The following is a 16,070-nucleotide window of genomic DNA, read 5'->3' as shown; positions in this document are numbered from 1 at the left end:
GAAGAAGCATGTTCGTGCTTGCGCTTTCCCGTGTCGCCACCGGTGAGACTGTGCCGCTCGTCGCAGTCACGACAGAGATGACGTTTTTGGAATTCTCGCCGTCGCTTCCAGAAGTCGAGGCGTGCCTGGCCGGCGCTATGCTGCCATCAGTCAACCCTGATCCGGAGCACGCCCCATGACGCCCCAAGACCTGCACGACGATGCCATCGTCATCGACGGCCTGATCATCGCCAAGTGGAACCGCGAGCTGTTCGAGGACATGCGCCGCGGTGGCCTCACCGCTGCCAACTGCACCGTCTCGGTGTGGGAGGGCTTCCAGGCCACCGTCGACAACATCGTCAAGTCGAACCAGCTGATGGCCGAGTGCAGCGACCTGGTGCGTCCGGTGCGCACCACCGCCGACATCACCCGGGCCAAGGAGGAGGGCAAGACCGGCATCATCTACGGGTTCCAGAACGCCCACGCCTTCGAGGACCAGATCGGCTACGTCGAGGTCTTCAAGCAGCTCGGCGTCGGCATCGTGCAGATGTGCTACAACACCCAGAACCTGGTGGGGACCGGCTGCTACGAGCGCGACGGCGGCCTGTCCGGCTTCGGTCGCGAGATCGTCGCCGAAATGAACCGCGTCGGCATCATGTGCGACCTCTCCCATGTCGGTTCCAAGACCTCCGAGGAGGTGATCCTCGAGTCGAAGAAGCCGGTCTGCTACTCCCACTGCCTGCCGTCCGGCCTCAAGGAGCATCCGCGCAACAAGTCCGACGAGGAGCTGCGCTTCATCGCCGAGCACGGCGGCTTCGTCGGCGTGACCATGTTCACCCCCTTCCTGCGTGCCGGCGTCGACGCCACCGTCGACGACTACGTCGAGGCCATCGAGTACGTGATGAACATTGTCGGTGAGGACGCCATCGGCATCGGCACCGATTTCACCCAGGGCCACGGCAAGGACTTCTTCGAGTGGCTGACCCACGACAAGGGCTACGCCCGTCGCCTGACCAGCTTCGGCAAGATCATCAATCCCGAGGGCATCCGCACCATCGGCGAGTTCCCCAACCTGACCGAGGCGCTGCTGCGCCGTGGGTTCAGCGAGACTCAGACACGCAAGATCATGGGCGAGAACTGGGTGCGAATCTTGAAAGACGTTTGGGGTTCTTAACCGGCCTTCGGGCCTATTGCGCTTGCGATTACTGCGTTGCGAAGTCGTTCGAAATGCTCATGGACAACAGTCCACTCCGCTTTCTCTCGACTTCGCGCCTTGTTCTCGCTGCGCTCATGACGGCCCGGACTCATTCGTGAGCCAAATCACCAGCGCCAAGAACAACGATTTTCGAGGAATTAAGACCGTGACCAAGATGGCCCCTGAACTGCCCATCGAAGTGGATAGCGAAACCGGCGTGTGGACCACCGACGCCCTGCCGATGCTCTACGTGCCGCGGCACTTCTTTATCAACAACCACACCGCCGTCGCCGAGGCGCTGGGTGTGGATAAGTATGCCGAGATTCTCTACCGCGCCGGCTACAAGAGCGCCTGGCACTGGTGCGAGAAGGAGGCCGAACTGCACGGCCTGGCAGGCGTCGAGGTGTTCGAGCACTACATGCTGCGCCTCTCCCAGCGCGGCTGGGGCAAGTTCGTGACCGAAGAGATCGATCTCGATGCCGGCACCGCCCGGGTACGCCTGGAGCACAGCGCCTTCGTCTATCAGCTCGGCAAGACGGGGCACAAGGAGGAGTACATGTTCACCGGCTGGTTCGCCGGCGCCATGGACCAGATCCTCGCCGCCCGCGGCAGTGCCCTGCGCACCGTCGCCGAGCAGACCCAGAGCGCCGCCGAACCCGGCTGCGACGTGGGTATCTTCATCGTCAAGCCGTTGCCCGACGCCCGGGGTTGAGGAGGTTTCCATGGCATTCGACGCGATCTTCGAGCCGATCCAGATCGGCAAGCTGACCATCCGCAACCGCGTGGTCAGCACCGCCCATGCCGAGGTGCATGCCACCGACGGCGGCATGACCACCGAGCGTTACGTCAGGTACTACGAGGAGAAGGCCAAGGGCGGCTGCGGCCTGTGCATCTGCGGCGGCTCCTCCGTCGTTTCCATCGACAGCCCCCAGGGCTGGTGGAGCTCGGTCAATCTCTCCACCGATCGGATCATTCCGCACTTCCAGAATCTCGCCGATGCCGTGCACAAGCACGGCGGCAAGATCATGATCCAGATCACCCACATGGGGCGGCGCTCGCGCTGGGACGGCTTCGACTGGCCGACCCTGGTGTCGCCCTCGGGCATTCGCGAGCCGGTGCATCGCTCCACCTGCAAGACCATCGAGGAGGAGGAGATCTGGCGCATCGTCGGCGATTTCGCCCAGGCGGCGCGGCGGGCCAAGGAGGGGGGCCTCGACGGCGTCGAGCTCTCCGCCGTGCACCAGCACCTGATCGACCAGTTCTGGAGCCCGCGGGTCAACAAGCGCACCGACCAGTGGGGCGGCAGCTTCGAGAACCGCATGCGCTTCGGCATGGAGGTACTCAAGGCAGTACGCGCCGAGGTCGGCGACGACTTCGTCGTCGGCATGCGCATCTGTGGCGACGAATTCCATCCCGACGGCCTGACCCACGAGGACATGAAGCAGATCGCGGCTTACTACGATGCCACCGGCCAGGTCGACTTCTTCGGCGTGATCGGTTCCGGTTGCGACACGCACAACACCCTGGCCAACGTGATTCCCAACATGTCCTACCCGCCGGAGCCGTTCCTGCACCTGGCGGCGGGCATCAAGGAAGTGGTCAGCGTGCCGGTGATCCACGCCCAGAACATCAAGGATCCCAACCAGGCCCAGCGTATCCTCGAGGGAGGCTACGTCGACCTGGTGGGCATGACCCGTGCGCACATCGCCGACCCGCACCTGATCGCCAAGATCAAGATGGGCCAGGTCGACCAGATCAAGCAGTGCGTGGGCGCCAACTATTGCATCGACCGCCAGTACCAGGGCCTCGACGTGCTGTGCATCCAGAACGCCGCGACCTCCCGTGAGTACATGGGCCTGCCGCACATCATCGAGAAGTCCGAGGGGCCCAAGCGCAAGGTGGTGGTGGTCGGTGGCGGCCCCGGCGGCATGGAGGCGGCCCGCGTCGCCGCCGAGCGTGGCCATGACGTCACCCTGTTCGAGGCCGCGGAGCAGCTCGGCGGCCAGATCACCATCGCCGCCCAGGCGCCGCAGCGCGACCAGATCGCCGGCATCACCCGCTGGTACCAGCTGGAGCTGGCGCGCCTGAACGTCGACCTGCGCCTCGGCACCCGCGCCGACGAGGCGACCCTCGAGGACCTGCGTCCCGACGTCGTGATTCTCGCCACCGGCGGCCAGCCCTTCCTCAGCCAGTTCCCCGAGTGGGGCTACTCGGAGAACCCCGAGGAGAGCCTGGTGGTGAGCACCTGGGACGTGCTCTCGGGCAAGGTTGAGCCAGGCAAGAACGTGCTGATCTACGACGCCATCTGCGAGTTCTCGGGCGTCTCGGCGGCGGACTATCTGGCCGACAAGGGCGCCAAGGTCGAGATCGTCACCGACGACATCAAGCCGGGCGCGGCGGTGGGCGGGACGACCTTCCCGACCTATTACCGCAGCCTCTACGAGAAGGAGGTGATCATGACCTCCGACCTGATGCTGCACAAGGTCTACCGCGAGGGCGGCAGCCTGGTGGCGGTGCTCGAGAACGAGTACACCGGCGCCCTGGAGGAGCGGGTGGTCGACCAGGTGGTGGTGGAGAACGGCGTACGCCCGGACGAGGCGCTCTACTACGCGCTCAAGGAGCGCTCGCGTAACCGCGGCCAGGTGGATCTCGAGGCGCTCTACGCGGCCAAGGCGCAGCCCTGCCTCGCCGAGGAGGGTGACGGCTACCTGCTGTTCCGCCTGGGCGACTGCACGGCGCCGCGCAATACGCATGCGGCCATCTATGACGCCCTGCGGCTGTGCAAGGACCTCTGAAAGCTATTGCGCTCGGCCAGGCGTTGTTGAAGTTCGGCTCGTCATGCTCATGGAGCAAGCAGTCCATTCCGCTGACTCGCCGAACTTCGCCTAGCCTGGCCGTCGCTCATGACGCTTTCACGGTGCCGGCCTCTGTTGTCGCCGGTACAGCCCCGAAGCCAACGACAACGACAACGCCAAAGCCAACGGCTTATGAGACGAGGTGAGCACCATGCTCGACACCCTCCTGCCGATACTGATCTTCTCCGCCCTGGCGCTGGCCGTGATCGGCGCCGTGCGGCGCATTCGCCTGTGGCGCCAGGGGCGGCCCGCCCGGGTCGACCTGCTGCGCGGGCTCGCCGCCATGCCGCGGCGCTACCTGGTGGACCTGCACCACGTGGTGGCGCGCGACAAGGTGATGTCCCATACCCATGTGGCCACCGCCGGCGGCTTCGTCGCGGCGGCCGTGCTGATGATCCTGGTGCATGGCCTGGGGCTGGCCAACCCCATCCTCGGCGGGCTGCTGCTGCTGGCCAGCGCCGCCATGTTCGCCGGCAGCCTGTTCGTCGCCAAACGACGGCGCAACCCGCCGGCGCGGCTCTCCAAGGGGCCATGGATGCGCCTGCCGAAGAGCCTGATGGCGTTCTCGCTGAGCGTGTTCCTGCTCACCCTGCCGACGCTAGGGGTCCTTCCCGAAGGAACGGGCAGCGGGATCCTCGCCCTGGCGCTGGCCGCGGTGCTGGTGTGGGGCCTGGGCGAGATGTTCTTCGGCATGACCTGGGGCGGGCCGATGAAGCACGCCTTCGCCGGCGCCCTGCATCTGGCCTTCCATCGCCGCCCCGAACGCTTCGGTGAGGGCAACCGCTCCACCGGGCTCAAGGCACTGAAGCTGGACGACCCCTGGGCGCCGCTCGGCGTCGAGACGCCCAGCGACTTCACCTGGAACCAACTGCTCGGCTTCGATGCCTGCGTCCAGTGCGGTCGCTGCGAGGCGGTATGCCCGGCGTTCGCCGCCGGCCAGCCGCTCAACCCCAAGAAGCTGATCCAGGACATGGTCGTCGGCATGGCCGGCGGCAGCGATGCCCACTATGCCGGTTCGCCCTACCCGGGCAAGCCGGTGGGAGAGCACGTCGGGACCCCCCACGGCCCCATCGTGGCTCGCCAGGGCACTGCCCTGGTCGATGCCGAGACGCTGTGGTCGTGCACCACCTGTCGTGCCTGCGTCGAGGAGTGCCCGATGATGATCGAGCACGTCGATGCCATCGTCGACATGCGCCGCTTCCTGACCCTGGAGCATGGCAATACGCCGGGCAAGGGAGCCGAGGTGCTCGACAATCTGATCGCCACCGACAACCCCGGTGGCTTCGACCCCGGCTCGCGCATGCACTGGGCGGCGGACCTCAACCTGCCGCTGATGCGCGACGTGGGGGAGGCCGAGGTGTTGCTGTGGCTGGGCGACGGGGTCTTCGACATGCGCAACCAGCGCACCCTGAGAGCCTTGGTGAAGGTGCTGCGCGCGGCCGAGGTCGACTTCGCCGTGCTCGGCAACGAGGAGCGCGACAGCGGCGACGTGGCGCGCCGCCTGGGCGACGAGGCGACCTTCCAGTCGCTGGCCAAGCGCAATATCGCGACCCTGTCACAGTATCGCTTCCGGCGCATCGTCACCTGCGACCCGCACAGCTTCCATGTGCTGAAGAACGAGTACGGCGAGCTGGGCGGCGTGTATGAGGTGCGCCACCACAGCACCTACCTGGCCGAACTGTTCGAGGCGGGCCGGCTGCACTTCGCGCCCTGGAAGGGGGGCTCGGTCACCTATCACGACCCCTGCTATCTCGGCCGCTACAACGGTGAGTACGAGGCACCGCGCAACGTGCTCAAGGCGTTGGGCATCGAGGTGGCCGAGATGCAGCGTTCGGGGTTCCGTTCGCGCTGTTGCGGCGGCGGCGGCGGTGCGCCGATCACCGACATCCCCGGCAAGCAGCGGATTCCCGACATGCGCATGAATGACGTCAAGGAGACCGGCGCCGAGCTGGTGGCGGTGGGCTGCCCGCAGTGCACCGCCATGCTCGAAGGGGTGGTCGATGCCACCGCCGAGGTGCGCGACATCGCCGAGCTGGTGGCCGACGCCCTGATGGAGCGCCCCGCTCACTCCGGCCACGATAGCACCCGTACCTCGCAGCCTGTCGCCGAGACTCGTCCGGTGGTGAAGGAGGTGACACCATGAGCGAGATCATCCGCCGCGATCCGCGCAAGGAGTGGATCGCCCGCAATCGCCTGCATCCCGACCACCTGAGCGTGCTGGCGGAGCTTGGCGAAGGCACCGCAGCGACCGAGTGGATGGGCCCCAACGGGGTGATCCGCCGGAATCCCCATGCGGTGGGCTTCATCGGCCCCAACGGGCTCAAGCGCATCGACCGCAGCGGTGTCCAGCAGGCGGCTGCCTCGGGACGCGCGGCCGGCGCCGGTCACAAGGCCGCCTCCGACGATCGCCGGCAGGTCATCATCGAGGAGCCGGCCTTCGTAGTCGCGGTGGTGCCGGACATGCCCGGCGGGCGCCTCTCGAGCCACGACCGCGACCTGCTGGGCCTGGCCCGGCAGCTGGCCGACGCCGACGGCGAGCGGCCCGGTGCCGTGCTGGCCGTGATCTTCGGCGGCCACAAGGAGGATACGCTTGGCGACGCCGGCATCGACCGCCTGCTCGCCTTCGATGATGCCGCATTCGATGGCTATGCACCGGAGGCGCGCCTCGCCGCGCTCGCTGCCGTCGAGGACGAGCTGGCCCCGCGTCACTGGCTGTTGCCCGACTCCAAGCTGGGCGGTGCCGAACTGGGGCGGCGCCTGGCGGCTCGCCTGCGGGAGCGGCCCGCCACCGGTGTCTGGCAGCTCGAGCAGGACGGCGCCAGCGCCCTGGGCTGGCGCTGTGCCGCGCGAGGGGCCGCCGGCACCAGCGACATCCAGCGCGCCCTGCCGCGCGTCGTGCTGGCGCTGGCCGAGTGCGCCGAGCCCGTATCCGAGACCCGCCATGCGGCCCGTCCGCTGGCCTTGGCGCAGCCGCTGCCTCCGCTGTTGGGGCGCATCGAGGATCTGGGCCAGGTGGCCGTCGATCCGGCCGGCGTGGCCCTGGCCGAGGCCGAGTTCATCCTCTCCGCCGGCAACGGAGTCAAGGAGTGGGAGGGTTTCCATCAGGCCGCCAAGGTGCTGGGGGCGACCGAGGGCGCCTCGCGCGTGGCGGTGGACGACGGCTTCATGCCGCGCGACCGCCAGGTAGGCGCCACCGGCACCTGGGTCACCGCGCGGGTCTACGTGGCGGTGGGCATCAGCGGTGCCATCCAGCACCTGCAGGGCATCCAGAGCTGCGAGAAGGTGGTGGCCATCAATCTCGATCCGGGATGCGACATGATCAAGCGCGCCGACCTGGCGGTGATTGGCGACTCGGCGAGCATACTCGCGGCGCTGGTCGAGATGGTGCAGCGGCAACGTGAGGAGAAGCGTGATGCGGCCTGAGGTCAATCGAGAAGAGAACACGCGAGACGCGGCACTCGAGGTGGCCGTGCTGGTATCGGTTGGTCGCCACCCCGTGACCGGTCGCGCCCGACGCGCCGACCAGGATGCCCGTGGCGTGGAACTGGCCCTGTCGCTCGACAAGGCAGGCATCACCCTGCTGCACGCCGGAACGCTCGACGAGGAGAGCGAGAGTGCCCTGCGCGGCTATCTGGGCATGGGCTTTCCCGCCATGACCCTGGTCGAGCAGCCGCCGGGCGCCGACGTGGTTCCCGCCCTGGCCGCCAGGCTGAATGACGCACGGCCGCAGCTGGTGATCGCCGGCGAGCGCGCCGAGCGGGGAGAGGGATCCGGCATGCTGCCCTACCTGCTGGCCGAGCGGCTGGGCTGGCCGCTGGTCAGCGGCCTGGCGGCGGTGGAGAAGGTCGAAGGTGGCGTGGCGACGCTGCTCCAGGCTCTGCCCCGTGGCCAGCGCCGTCGGCTGCAGGTGCGGCTGCCGGCCATCGTCACCGTCGACGCTGCCGCGTCGGCGGCGCGCCAGAGCGCCTTCGGCCCGGCCCGGCGCGGGGAGGTCGAGACCGAAACCGCGGCGGTGACGTGGGACGAGGCCCTGCCGGAATGGAACGTGACGCCGGCCCGCAAGCGGCCCAAGCGCCTCAAGATCGTCAAGGCGGCCTCGGCCCGGGACCGCTTCAAGGCCGCCGCGGCCAAGGCCGAAGGTGCCGGTGGCCAGGTGTTGACCGACGTGACCCCGGAGCAGGGCGCCGAGGCGATCTACAAGCTGCTCAAGGAGGAGGGCGTCCTCCGATAGCTCTGCCTGGAGTGCCCAACCCAACGCGACGACCCCGGCCATGGCCGGGGTCTTTGCATCTGGCCAACCTACCCGGCCAGTGCGAACGTAGGTAGCTCGGTTCCGTGGCGGCCAGCCTCTCATCGCTCGCGGCCTGAGCGAGAGCATTCACGACCCTGGGACAATCGGCACGCGCGTGAGCATGATGCCGCACGCAGCAGGCAAAAGAAGACCCCAGCCTTGGCCGGGGTCTATGCGTTGGGACGGGTTCCTGGAAGCAGGGCTCGGTATCAGGCCAGCCTGGCGCCCACCAGCCCGCGCTGCTCCTCGCGCAGCCCCTTGACCAGGCAGAACGCCATGCCCAGCAGCACCAGGGTGAAGGGCAGGCCGGTGGCCACGGCGCCGGCCTGTAGTGCGCCCAGCGCGGTGCTGCCGCCGCCGTAGAGCAGGATGCCGGCGATCACGCCCTCCAGCACCGCCCAGAACACGCGCTGGCCGCGGGGCGCGTCGGTCTTGCCGCCGGCGGTGATGTTGTCGATCACCAGCGAGCCGGAGTCCGACGAGGTGATGAAGAAGATCAGCACCAGCAGGATCGCCAGGCTGGAGGTCAGGGTGGTCAACGGCAGGTGCTCGAGCATCTGGAACATCGCCAGCGAGACGTCGCTGATGCCGTCGGCCAGGGCGCCGACGCCGGCGGCCGACTGGTCCAGGGCGGTGCCGCCGAAGACGCTCATCCACACCAGGGTGACCAGGGTCGGCACCACCAGCACGGCGGTCAGGAATTCACGCACCGTGCGCCCGCGGGAGACCCGCGCGATGAACATGCCGACGAAGGGCGACCAGGAGATCCACCAGGCCCAGTAGAACACCGTCCAGCCGTGGTACCAGGTGGTGTCGTCGCGACCGATCCAGTTGGAGAGCGGCACGATGTGGTTGGCGTAGGCCAGGGCGGTGTGCCACAGGTTGTTGACGAACAGCAGCACGCCGCCGGTCACCAGCACGAAGGCGAGCAGCCCCAGGGCGATCACCATGTTGATGTTGGAGAACAGCTTCACGCCGCCGTCGATGCCGCGCCACACCGAGAACAGCGCCACGGCGGTGACCACCACGATGATCGCCAGCTGGGTGCCGATGGTGTTGGGCACGTCGAACAGGTAGTTGAGGCCGCCCGCCGCCTGGGAGGCGCCGAAGCCCAGCGAGGTGGCCAGGCCGAAGATCGTCGCCAGCACCGCGACGATGTCGATGACGTGGCCGAACCAGCCGCGTACCCGCTCACCGAGGATCGGCGTGAAGGCCGAGCGCAGGGTCAGCGGCAGCCCGCGGTTGTAGGCGAAGAACGCCAGCGACAGACCCACCACGCCGTAGATCGCCCAAGGGTGCAGGCCCCAGTGGAACATGGTGGCGCCGATCGCCGCGCTGGCCCCGCCCGGGGTGTGCGCCGCGGCGTTGAGCGGGGTGCCGTACCAGTCGGTGTAGTAGGCCACCGGCTCGGCCACGCTCCAGAACATCAGGCCGATGCCCATGCCCGCGGCGAACAGCATGGCGAACCAGGAGGTGGTCGAGTACTCCGGCCGGGCCTGGCTGCCGCCCAGGCGGATGCGCCCCACCGGCAAGGCAATCAGCGCCACGCACAGCAGCACGAACAGGTTGCCGGCGATCATGAACAGCCAGTCGAAGTATTCGATCGACCAGCCGCGGGCCGCGGTGAGATGGGCGTTGGCGGCGTCGGGATAGATGAGTGCGTAGAGGATGAAGCCCAGGATGGCCAGGGCCGAGAGCGGGAACACGGGATGATGGAAGTCCATCCCCAGTACCTGCGCATTGTCCTGCCCAGGTTTGAGGAGTGGCGCATCGTCATGCTTCATGGGGATTCCTCGATGATTGTTTTTCGTGTTGCGCTTGGTGCCGGATGCAGGGCGCACCCGGTCTGCCATTGTTGGGCGCCTGGGGCGTGGGCAGTGTCGTGAAAGCGACCTACGGTTGTCTCGAGGGGCCCCTGGCATGGCGATATCACGCATGGCGGCGTCGCCTGTGCGAATACGTGGCGTGCAGGGTGTGGCGTAGGCTGGCTCGGTGGCGTCTCGCCATCCCCTCGGCGTCGGGCCCTGGCCCGGTCAGCCGCATAACAACGTAAGGAGCCAGCCATGAGCCAAGCCAACCGCGGCGTCGTCTACAAGGGCCCGGGTAAGGTCGACGTCGAAGCCATCCCCTACCCGGAGCTCGCCCTCGGCAATCGCAAATGCGACCACGGCGTGATCCTGAAGGTGGTCACCACCAATATCTGCGGCAGCGACCAGCACATGGTGCGCGGGCGCACCACCGCGCCGTCCGGCCTGGTGCTGGGCCACGAGATCACCGGCCTGGTGATCGAGTGCGGGCGCGACGTCGAGTTCATCAAGCCGGGTGACCTGGTCTCGGTGCCCTTCAACATTGCCTGCGGGCGCTGCCGCAACTGCAAGGAAGGTCGAACCGGCATCTGTCTCAATGTCAACCCGGCTCGCCCCGGTGCCGCTTATGGCTACGTCGACATGGGCGGCTGGGTCGGCGGCCAGACGGAATACGTCATGGTGCCCTACGCCGACTTCAACCTGCTGAAGTTCCCCGACGCCGATCAGGCGATGGAGAAGATCCGCGACCTGACCCTGCTCTCCGACATCTTCCCCACCGGCTTCCACGGCTGCGTGACGGCCGGTGTCGGGCCGGGCAGCACCGTCTACATCGCCGGCGCCGGTCCGGTGGGCCTGGCAGCGGCGGTGTCCGCCCAACTGCTGGGAGCGGCCTGCGTGATCGTCGGCGACATGATCGAGGAGCGCCTGGCCCAGGCCCGCAGCTTCGGCTGCGAAACCATCGACCTGACCCAGGACGGCGACATGGCCGACAAGATCGAGGCGATCCTCGGCGAGCGTGAAGTCGACGCCTTCGTCGACTGCGTCGGTTTCGAGGCCCATGCCTGCGGCTGCAACCACGGCAAGGAAGCGCCGGCGACCGTACTCAACTCGGCGATGCAGCTGACCCGCGCCGGCGGCCAGATCGGCATTCCGGGCCTTTACGTGACCGAAGATCCCGGCGCCGTCGACGATGCCGCCAAGCAGGGAGCGCTGAGCATGCGCTTCGGCCTGGGCTGGGCCAAGTCCCACTCCTTCCATACTGGGCAGTGTCCGGTGATGAAGTACCACCGCCCGCTGATGCAGGCGATCCTGTTCGGCAAGGTCAAGATCGCCGATGCGGTCAACGTACAGATGATTTCGCTGGATCAGGCGCCGCAGGGCTATGCCGACTTCGATGGCGGGGCAGCGAAGAAATTCGTCATCGACCCCCATGGCAGCGTGGCCGCCTGAGGAATGCACTGAACCGGTCGACGGCGAGCGCCGAAAGGCGGCGCCGCCAGCCATTTCGGGATATCGACCCCATGGCAGCGTGGCCGCCTGACGCGCTTGCGGGTAATCTAGGGAACAGACGACGGCAATGGCAGCGATGAGGTGAGAGAAATGATGTTCGCCGACTTGATCGATGCGGAGGATTTTCGTCAGCGCCTGGTGGCGCTGGGCATCGAGCTGCCTGCCGACGCCGACCCTGATACCTGCGCCCGGCTTGCCGCTCAGCGGCAGGCCGAGGCGGAAGTGCCTGGCCTGGCGGCGCTGGTCACCGAACTGGAGGCCCAGGCCGGCGTCATGCTGCCCGAGGTGCGTGAGGCGCTGGTGAAGCATCTGCGGCCGGCCGTCGACTAGGGTCGCCGGCCAGAACCAGCGCCATGACGTCCGAACGAACCCGAGGGAAACGAATCGCCCCCGGCCTTGGCCGGGGGCGATCTCTTTCGTCCCGAGGAGAGGGGGCGTCTAGCCTCTCACCAGCTGCAGGTGGGGCGCGCTGTGACCCAGGTTCTCCTGCATCCGCTCGCTGTACCAGTCGATGAAGTCGATCACGCCGAACTCGTAGGTCTCGGAGTAGGGGCCCGGCTCGTACGCCTTGGAGTTGATGCCGCGCTGGTTCTCCTCGGCCAGGCGCTTGTCCTGGGCGTTGGTGGCGTCCCACACCCGACGCATCTCCTCGGGCTGGTAGTCGACGCCCTCCACCGCATCCTTGTGCACCAGCCACTTGGTGGTCACCAGGGTCTCCTGCGGGCCCAGCGGCAGCACGCGGAACACGATGGCGTGGTCGCCCATGAAGTGATTCCAGGAGTTGGGCAGGTGCAGGATGCGCAGCGAGCCCATGTCGGGGCTGGTCAGGCGGCCCATCAGCTTGCGGCAGGCCGGCTTGCCGTCCATGGTCATCGAGACCACGCCATCCAGCAGCGGTGTGCGGGTCAGCCGGTTGCGCTTGCCGAAGCGCTTGAGCTGCCAGGGTATCTGCTGCTCGTCCCAGTCGGACTGCTTCTTCGCCACCAGCGCCTTGTAGGCGGGCGTGGCGCGGGGGTCGTCGGTGTCGTCGAACTCCTGCAGCGAGTTGAGCAGCTCCGGGTGGGCGCCGTTGCAGTGGTAGCACTCGCGGTTGTTCTCGATCACCAGCTTCCAGTTGGCCTGCTCGACGATGCTCGACTCCACGGCGACCTTGACGTTGGTCATGTCGTAGGGCTCGAGGTAGTGCTCCAGGGTGACCAGGAAGTCGTCGATGGCGGGCGGCTGCTCGGCCAGGCTGATGAAGATGAAGCCGCCGCCGGTGCGAACGTGGACCGGCTTCAGGCCATAGGCGGAAAGGTCGAAGTTCTCGCCCATGTCGCTGCCGGCGAACAGCAGGCGGCCGTCGAGCTCATAGGTCCACTGGTGGTAGGGGCAGACCAGCTTGGCGACCTTGCCCTTGTCGCTGACGCACAGCCGCGAGCCGCGGTGGCGGCAGACGTTGTGAAAGGCATGGATGGCGCCGCCGTCGCCGCGCACCAGGATCACCGGGTTGTCGCCGACCTGCAGGGTCATGTAGTTGCCCTTGGCGGGGATCTCGCAGGTCATGCCGGCGAACAGCCACTCCTTGCCGAAGATCTCCTGCATGTCCAGGGCGAACAGCCGGGCATCGTTGTAGAAGGGCTGGGGCAGCGAGACGTTGCGCGCGCGCTCGGCCAGCATCCTGGCGGTAGCCTGGCGCGCGGGATCCAAGGGGTCGTCGAGGGGTGTCGGGGAGGGTGTGTCCATGCAAGCTTCCTCATTGCTGGCCGCGTCGGCGGCATCGGTCGGATTGTTGGTGTCGTCGGAAAGTCGGCGTTGTGATTGTCATGAGGGCCGGGTTGCGAATACGGCGAGTGTGGATCAGCCGCGGGGCGCCCAGTTGTCTGCCGGCGACAAGCATGAATGCAGGCGCGACGCGCGTGGAAGGAAAAGAGACACCGAGTGGGACTCATGGGCATGCCCGTGTCGTAGTCAGGCAAGTCGTGGCCTTGCCGCCTGGCGCAAAATTCGTTCAACGGCAGGCGGTGTTCCGCAGTCGGAGCCTTCCACGCTGATCAATGCCAGGCGACGCGACATGACCATGAACTTTCTCAACCCCGTCACGACCCAGACCTGGACCAACGGCCGCCATTTGGTGCGTTGCGTCAAGGTCATCCAGGAAACCTGGGACGTCCGCACTTTCTGCTTCATGGCCGAGCAGCCGGTGCTGTTCTTCTTCAAGCCGGGGCAGTTCGTGACCCTGGAACTGGAGATCGACGGCGAGCCGATCATGCGCTCCTATACGATCTCCAGTTCGCCATCGATTCCCTACAGCTTCTCGATCACCGTCAAGCGGGTGCCCGGGGGCAAGGTGTCGAACTGGCTACACGATAACCTGAAGATCGGCGACGAACTGGCGGTGCATGGCCCGGTGGGCAATTTCAATTCGATCGATTTTCCTGCCGACAAGGTGCTGTTCCTCTCCGGCGGCGTGGGTATCACGCCGCTGATGTCGATGACACGCTGGTTCTTCGACACCAACGCCAACGTCGACGTCGAGTTCATCCACAGTGCACGTGCCCCGCGCGATGTCATCTACCATCGTGAGCTGGTGCACATGTTCTCGCGGATCCCCGAGTTCAAGTTGCATATCGTCTGCGAGAAAAAGGACGACATCGGCGAGGCCTGGGCCGGCTATCGCGGGTATTTGACCCAACCAATGCTCGAGCTGATGGTGCCCGATTTCCTCGAGCGCGAGATCTTCTGCTGCGGTCCCACGCCCTACATGAACGCGGTCAAGCGCATCCTGAGGGATAACGGCTTCGACATGAGCCATTACCACGAGGAATCCTTCGGTGCCACGCCGCTGGACGTGCGCGAGGAGGTGCTGGAGCTGGCCGAGCAAGCCGAGGCCGAGGCCGAGGAGATCGACTACGCCGACATGCTCAGCGTCGAGTTCGTCGGCTCGGGCAAGAGCGTGCGCATTCAGCCGGGAGAGACGGTGCACTCCGCTGCCGCCAAGCTGGGCCTGCACATTCCCAAGGCCTGCGGCATGGGCATCTGCGGCACCTGCCGGGTGGGACTCAAGTCCGGTGAAGTGGACATGGAGCACAACGGCGGCATCACCGACGAGGACATCGAAGAGGGCTACATCCTCTCCTGCTGCAGCAAGCCGCGAGGCGACGTGGTGGTCGATTACTGAGGCCGGACCCGGCGAGGCTCAGGAGCGCTGGGTCTCGTCGAACAGCTCGTCGACGCTGCACACCTCGCCGCAGCGGTCCGGCGTATAGCCCGGCAGCTCGCTGACGGCCTGCCGGAACGATTCGCCACGGATCATCTCCAGCAGGCGCCTGACGCTGGGGTCGGCGAGACTCCGGCGCTGGCACAACAGCAGGTAGTGCTCGTCGGCCAGGGGCAGGAAAGCCAGGCCGAACTGATGCGCGGCGGCCTCGACGCCGAAGCCGACGTCGGCCATGCCGGCGGCGATGTAGGCGGCCACCGCAGAATGGGTGTACTCCTCGAGCTCGAAACCGAGGATGCGTTGCGAGGCGAGCCCGGCGTCGCGCAGCAGGATGTCGAGCAGCGCCCGGGTGCCCGACGCCTTCTGGCGATTGATGAAGCGCACGTCGCCGCGGGTCAGGTCGGCCAGGCCGACGATGCCCTTGGGGTTGCCCGGCCTCAGCATGAGCCCCTGGCGGCGGGTGATGAAGCGGATGATGCAGTGGCTGCGCGGCCGCAGCTGGCGGCGATAGCCCTGCATCAGCGGGCCGCGGGTGGCCGAGGTCGGCATGTGGTAGCCGGCCACGTCGCAGGCGCCACGGTTGAGTGCGGCCAGCGCCTCCGCGGGGCTGCAGTACTGCAGGTCGAGCTGGAAGTCACTGGCGAACCGCGGCAGCAGCGCCACCGCGTAGCCGTGGCTGGCGTGAACGCGCAGCACCGGCTCGACGCCCTCGAACAGCTGTTGCAGCTCGAGATTGAGCTCCGAGCCGAGGCTCTCGAGCTGCGGGCCCAGCCGGGCAGCCACCCGCTGACGGGCCCACAGCAGCTTGTCGCCGAGCGGCGTGAGCCGCGCGCCGCGGCCCTTGTGCATTTCCACCAGGGCGACGCCGAAGAACTCCGCCCACTTGTTGAGCAGGTTCCATGCGTGGCGGTAGGAGATGCCGGCCTCGGCGGCGGCCGCGGTCAGCTTGCCGCTGCGATGGATGCCCTGCAGCAGCCCGAATAGCTGTGGATCCAGGCGGTTACCCGCCTCGTCGGTGAAGGACCAGGCGGGCTCGATACGAATGCGCTTCATATGCTGTGTTTTTCATATTTCGAAACGGAGACGGTGCTGCTACTTTCACAGGTACGTACCAGAAGGCACGAGCAATCGCGACGACAGGCATGCTAATTCATATATGCACTGTAGTACATAACTAGACCATAATCAGCAGCGCCGAACGTCGCGCGCGGGTGCCGCGCCGCACGTTCGCTTC

13 protein-coding genes are annotated in these 16,070 nt (G+C 67.0%); 10 read left to right on the top strand and 3 right to left on the bottom strand.

Annotation, left to right across the window (positions count from 1 at the left end; all coding sequences use genetic code 11):
- Positions 1-8 precede the first annotated feature (8 nt).
- The 7 genes from I4484_RS20300 (at position 9) to I4484_RS20270 (ending at position 8,260) form a co-directional block, all read left to right on the top strand.
- Positions 9-179, top strand: a complete 171-nt coding sequence (locus tag I4484_RS20300) for a hypothetical protein (RefSeq protein ID WP_197448956.1) — start codon at positions 9-11, stop codon at positions 177-179.
- The gene (locus I4484_RS20295; protein ID WP_197448955.1) at positions 176-1,153 is read left to right on the top strand and encodes a dipeptidase; all 978 of its coding nucleotides are present in this window, start codon (positions 176-178) and stop codon (positions 1,151-1,153) included. Before I4484_RS20300 ends, I4484_RS20295 begins: the two co-directional genes overlap by 4 nt.
- Positions 1,154-1,340: 187 nt before the next feature.
- Positions 1,341-1,886 (top strand): 4-vinyl reductase, encoded by a 546-nt coding sequence (locus tag I4484_RS20290; protein WP_197448954.1) that lies wholly within the window; start codon positions 1,341-1,343, stop codon positions 1,884-1,886.
- 10 nt (positions 1,887-1,896) lie between these two features.
- Positions 1,897-3,969, top strand: a complete 2,073-nt coding sequence (gene dgcA, locus I4484_RS20285; protein WP_197448953.1) for a dimethylglycine demethylation protein DgcA — start codon at positions 1,897-1,899, stop codon at positions 3,967-3,969.
- Positions 3,970-4,180: 211 nt separating this feature from the next.
- Positions 4,181-6,172 (top strand): (Fe-S)-binding protein, encoded by a 1,992-nt coding sequence (locus I4484_RS20280; RefSeq protein ID WP_197448952.1) that lies wholly within the window; start codon positions 4,181-4,183, stop codon positions 6,170-6,172.
- Positions 6,169-7,452, top strand: coding sequence for an electron transfer flavoprotein subunit alpha/FixB family protein (locus I4484_RS20275; protein WP_197448951.1), 1,284 nt, complete (start codon positions 6,169-6,171; stop codon positions 7,450-7,452). Before I4484_RS20280 ends, I4484_RS20275 begins: the two co-directional genes overlap by 4 nt.
- Positions 7,442-8,260, top strand: a complete 819-nt coding sequence (locus I4484_RS20270; protein WP_197448950.1) for an electron transfer flavoprotein subunit beta — start codon at positions 7,442-7,444, stop codon at positions 8,258-8,260. The genes I4484_RS20275 and I4484_RS20270 overlap by 11 nt, the downstream gene beginning before the upstream one ends.
- Before the next feature lie 269 nt (positions 8,261-8,529).
- Here I4484_RS20270 and I4484_RS20265 read toward each other — a convergent pair whose 3' ends face one another.
- On the bottom strand, positions 8,530-10,104 hold the full coding sequence (locus tag I4484_RS20265; protein ID WP_197448949.1) for a BCCT family transporter: 1,575 nt from the start codon (positions 10,102-10,104) through the stop codon (positions 8,530-8,532).
- A gap of 279 nt (positions 10,105-10,383) precedes the next feature.
- On the opposite strand from I4484_RS20265, the gene fdhA reads away from it, so the two are divergent.
- Together fdhA and I4484_RS20255 are read left to right on the top strand one after the other, a co-directional pair.
- Complete coding sequence (gene fdhA / locus I4484_RS20260) at positions 10,384-11,577, top strand: formaldehyde dehydrogenase, glutathione-independent (protein WP_197448948.1); 1,194 nt, start codon at positions 10,384-10,386, stop codon at positions 11,575-11,577.
- A 150-nt stretch (positions 11,578-11,727) separates the two neighbouring features.
- Positions 11,728-11,967 carry a hypothetical protein gene (locus I4484_RS20255; RefSeq protein WP_197448947.1) on the top strand — a complete coding sequence of 80 codons (240 nt, stop codon included), beginning with the start codon at positions 11,728-11,730 and terminating at the stop codon, positions 11,965-11,967.
- A 108-nt stretch (positions 11,968-12,075) separates the two neighbouring features.
- On the opposite strand, the gene I4484_RS20250 is transcribed toward I4484_RS20255, so the two are convergent.
- A complete protein-coding gene (locus I4484_RS20250; RefSeq protein WP_197448946.1) occupies positions 12,076-13,362 on the bottom strand; it encodes an SRPBCC family protein in 1,287 nt (428 codons plus the stop codon).
- Between the two features lie 328 nt (positions 13,363-13,690).
- Here I4484_RS20250 and I4484_RS20245 point away from each other — a divergent pair, with 328 nt between their 5' ends.
- A complete protein-coding gene (locus I4484_RS20245) occupies positions 13,691-14,797 on the top strand; it encodes a hybrid-cluster NAD(P)-dependent oxidoreductase (RefSeq protein WP_197448945.1) in 1,107 nt (368 codons plus the stop codon).
- 18 nt (positions 14,798-14,815) lie between these two features.
- Here I4484_RS20245 and I4484_RS20240 read toward each other — a convergent pair whose 3' ends face one another.
- Positions 14,816-15,889 (bottom strand): substrate-binding domain-containing protein, encoded by a 1,074-nt coding sequence (locus tag I4484_RS20240; protein ID WP_197448944.1) that lies wholly within the window; start codon positions 15,887-15,889, stop codon positions 14,816-14,818.
- Between the last annotated feature and the right edge of the window lie 181 nt (positions 15,890-16,070).

It is taken from the genome of Halomonas sp. SS10-MC5 (assembly GCF_015992245.1).
Lineage (GTDB): Bacteria > Pseudomonadota > Gammaproteobacteria > Pseudomonadales > Halomonadaceae > Halomonas > Halomonas sulfidoxydans.
The sequence above is the reverse complement of the archived record's forward strand: the minus strand, read 5'-3'. Positions and strand labels throughout refer to the sequence as shown.

Coding starts and splice junctions, on each gene's coding strand:
- I4484_RS20270 (WP_197448950.1), top strand. CDS start 7,442: ATGCGGCCTGAGGTCAATCGAGAAGAGAACACGCGAGACGCGGCACTC.
- I4484_RS20295 (WP_197448955.1), top strand. CDS start 176: ATGACGCCCCAAGACCTGCACGACGATGCCATCGTCATCGACGGCCTG.
- I4484_RS20250 (WP_197448946.1), bottom strand. CDS start 13,362: ATGGACACACCCTCCCCGACACCCCTCGACGACCCCTTGGATCCCGCG.
- I4484_RS20245 (WP_197448945.1), top strand. CDS start 13,691: ATGACCATGAACTTTCTCAACCCCGTCACGACCCAGACCTGGACCAAC.
- I4484_RS20300 (WP_197448956.1), top strand. CDS start 9: ATGTTCGTGCTTGCGCTTTCCCGTGTCGCCACCGGTGAGACTGTGCCG.
- dgcA (WP_197448953.1), top strand. CDS start 1,897: ATGGCATTCGACGCGATCTTCGAGCCGATCCAGATCGGCAAGCTGACC.
- I4484_RS20240 (WP_197448944.1), bottom strand. CDS start 15,889: ATGAAGCGCATTCGTATCGAGCCCGCCTGGTCCTTCACCGACGAGGCG.
- fdhA (WP_197448948.1), top strand. CDS start 10,384: ATGAGCCAAGCCAACCGCGGCGTCGTCTACAAGGGCCCGGGTAAGGTC.
- I4484_RS20275 (WP_197448951.1), top strand. CDS start 6,169: ATGAGCGAGATCATCCGCCGCGATCCGCGCAAGGAGTGGATCGCCCGC.
- I4484_RS20255 (WP_197448947.1), top strand. CDS start 11,728: ATGATGTTCGCCGACTTGATCGATGCGGAGGATTTTCGTCAGCGCCTG.
- I4484_RS20265 (WP_197448949.1), bottom strand. CDS start 10,104: ATGAAGCATGACGATGCGCCACTCCTCAAACCTGGGCAGGACAATGCG.
- I4484_RS20280 (WP_197448952.1), top strand. CDS start 4,181: ATGCTCGACACCCTCCTGCCGATACTGATCTTCTCCGCCCTGGCGCTG.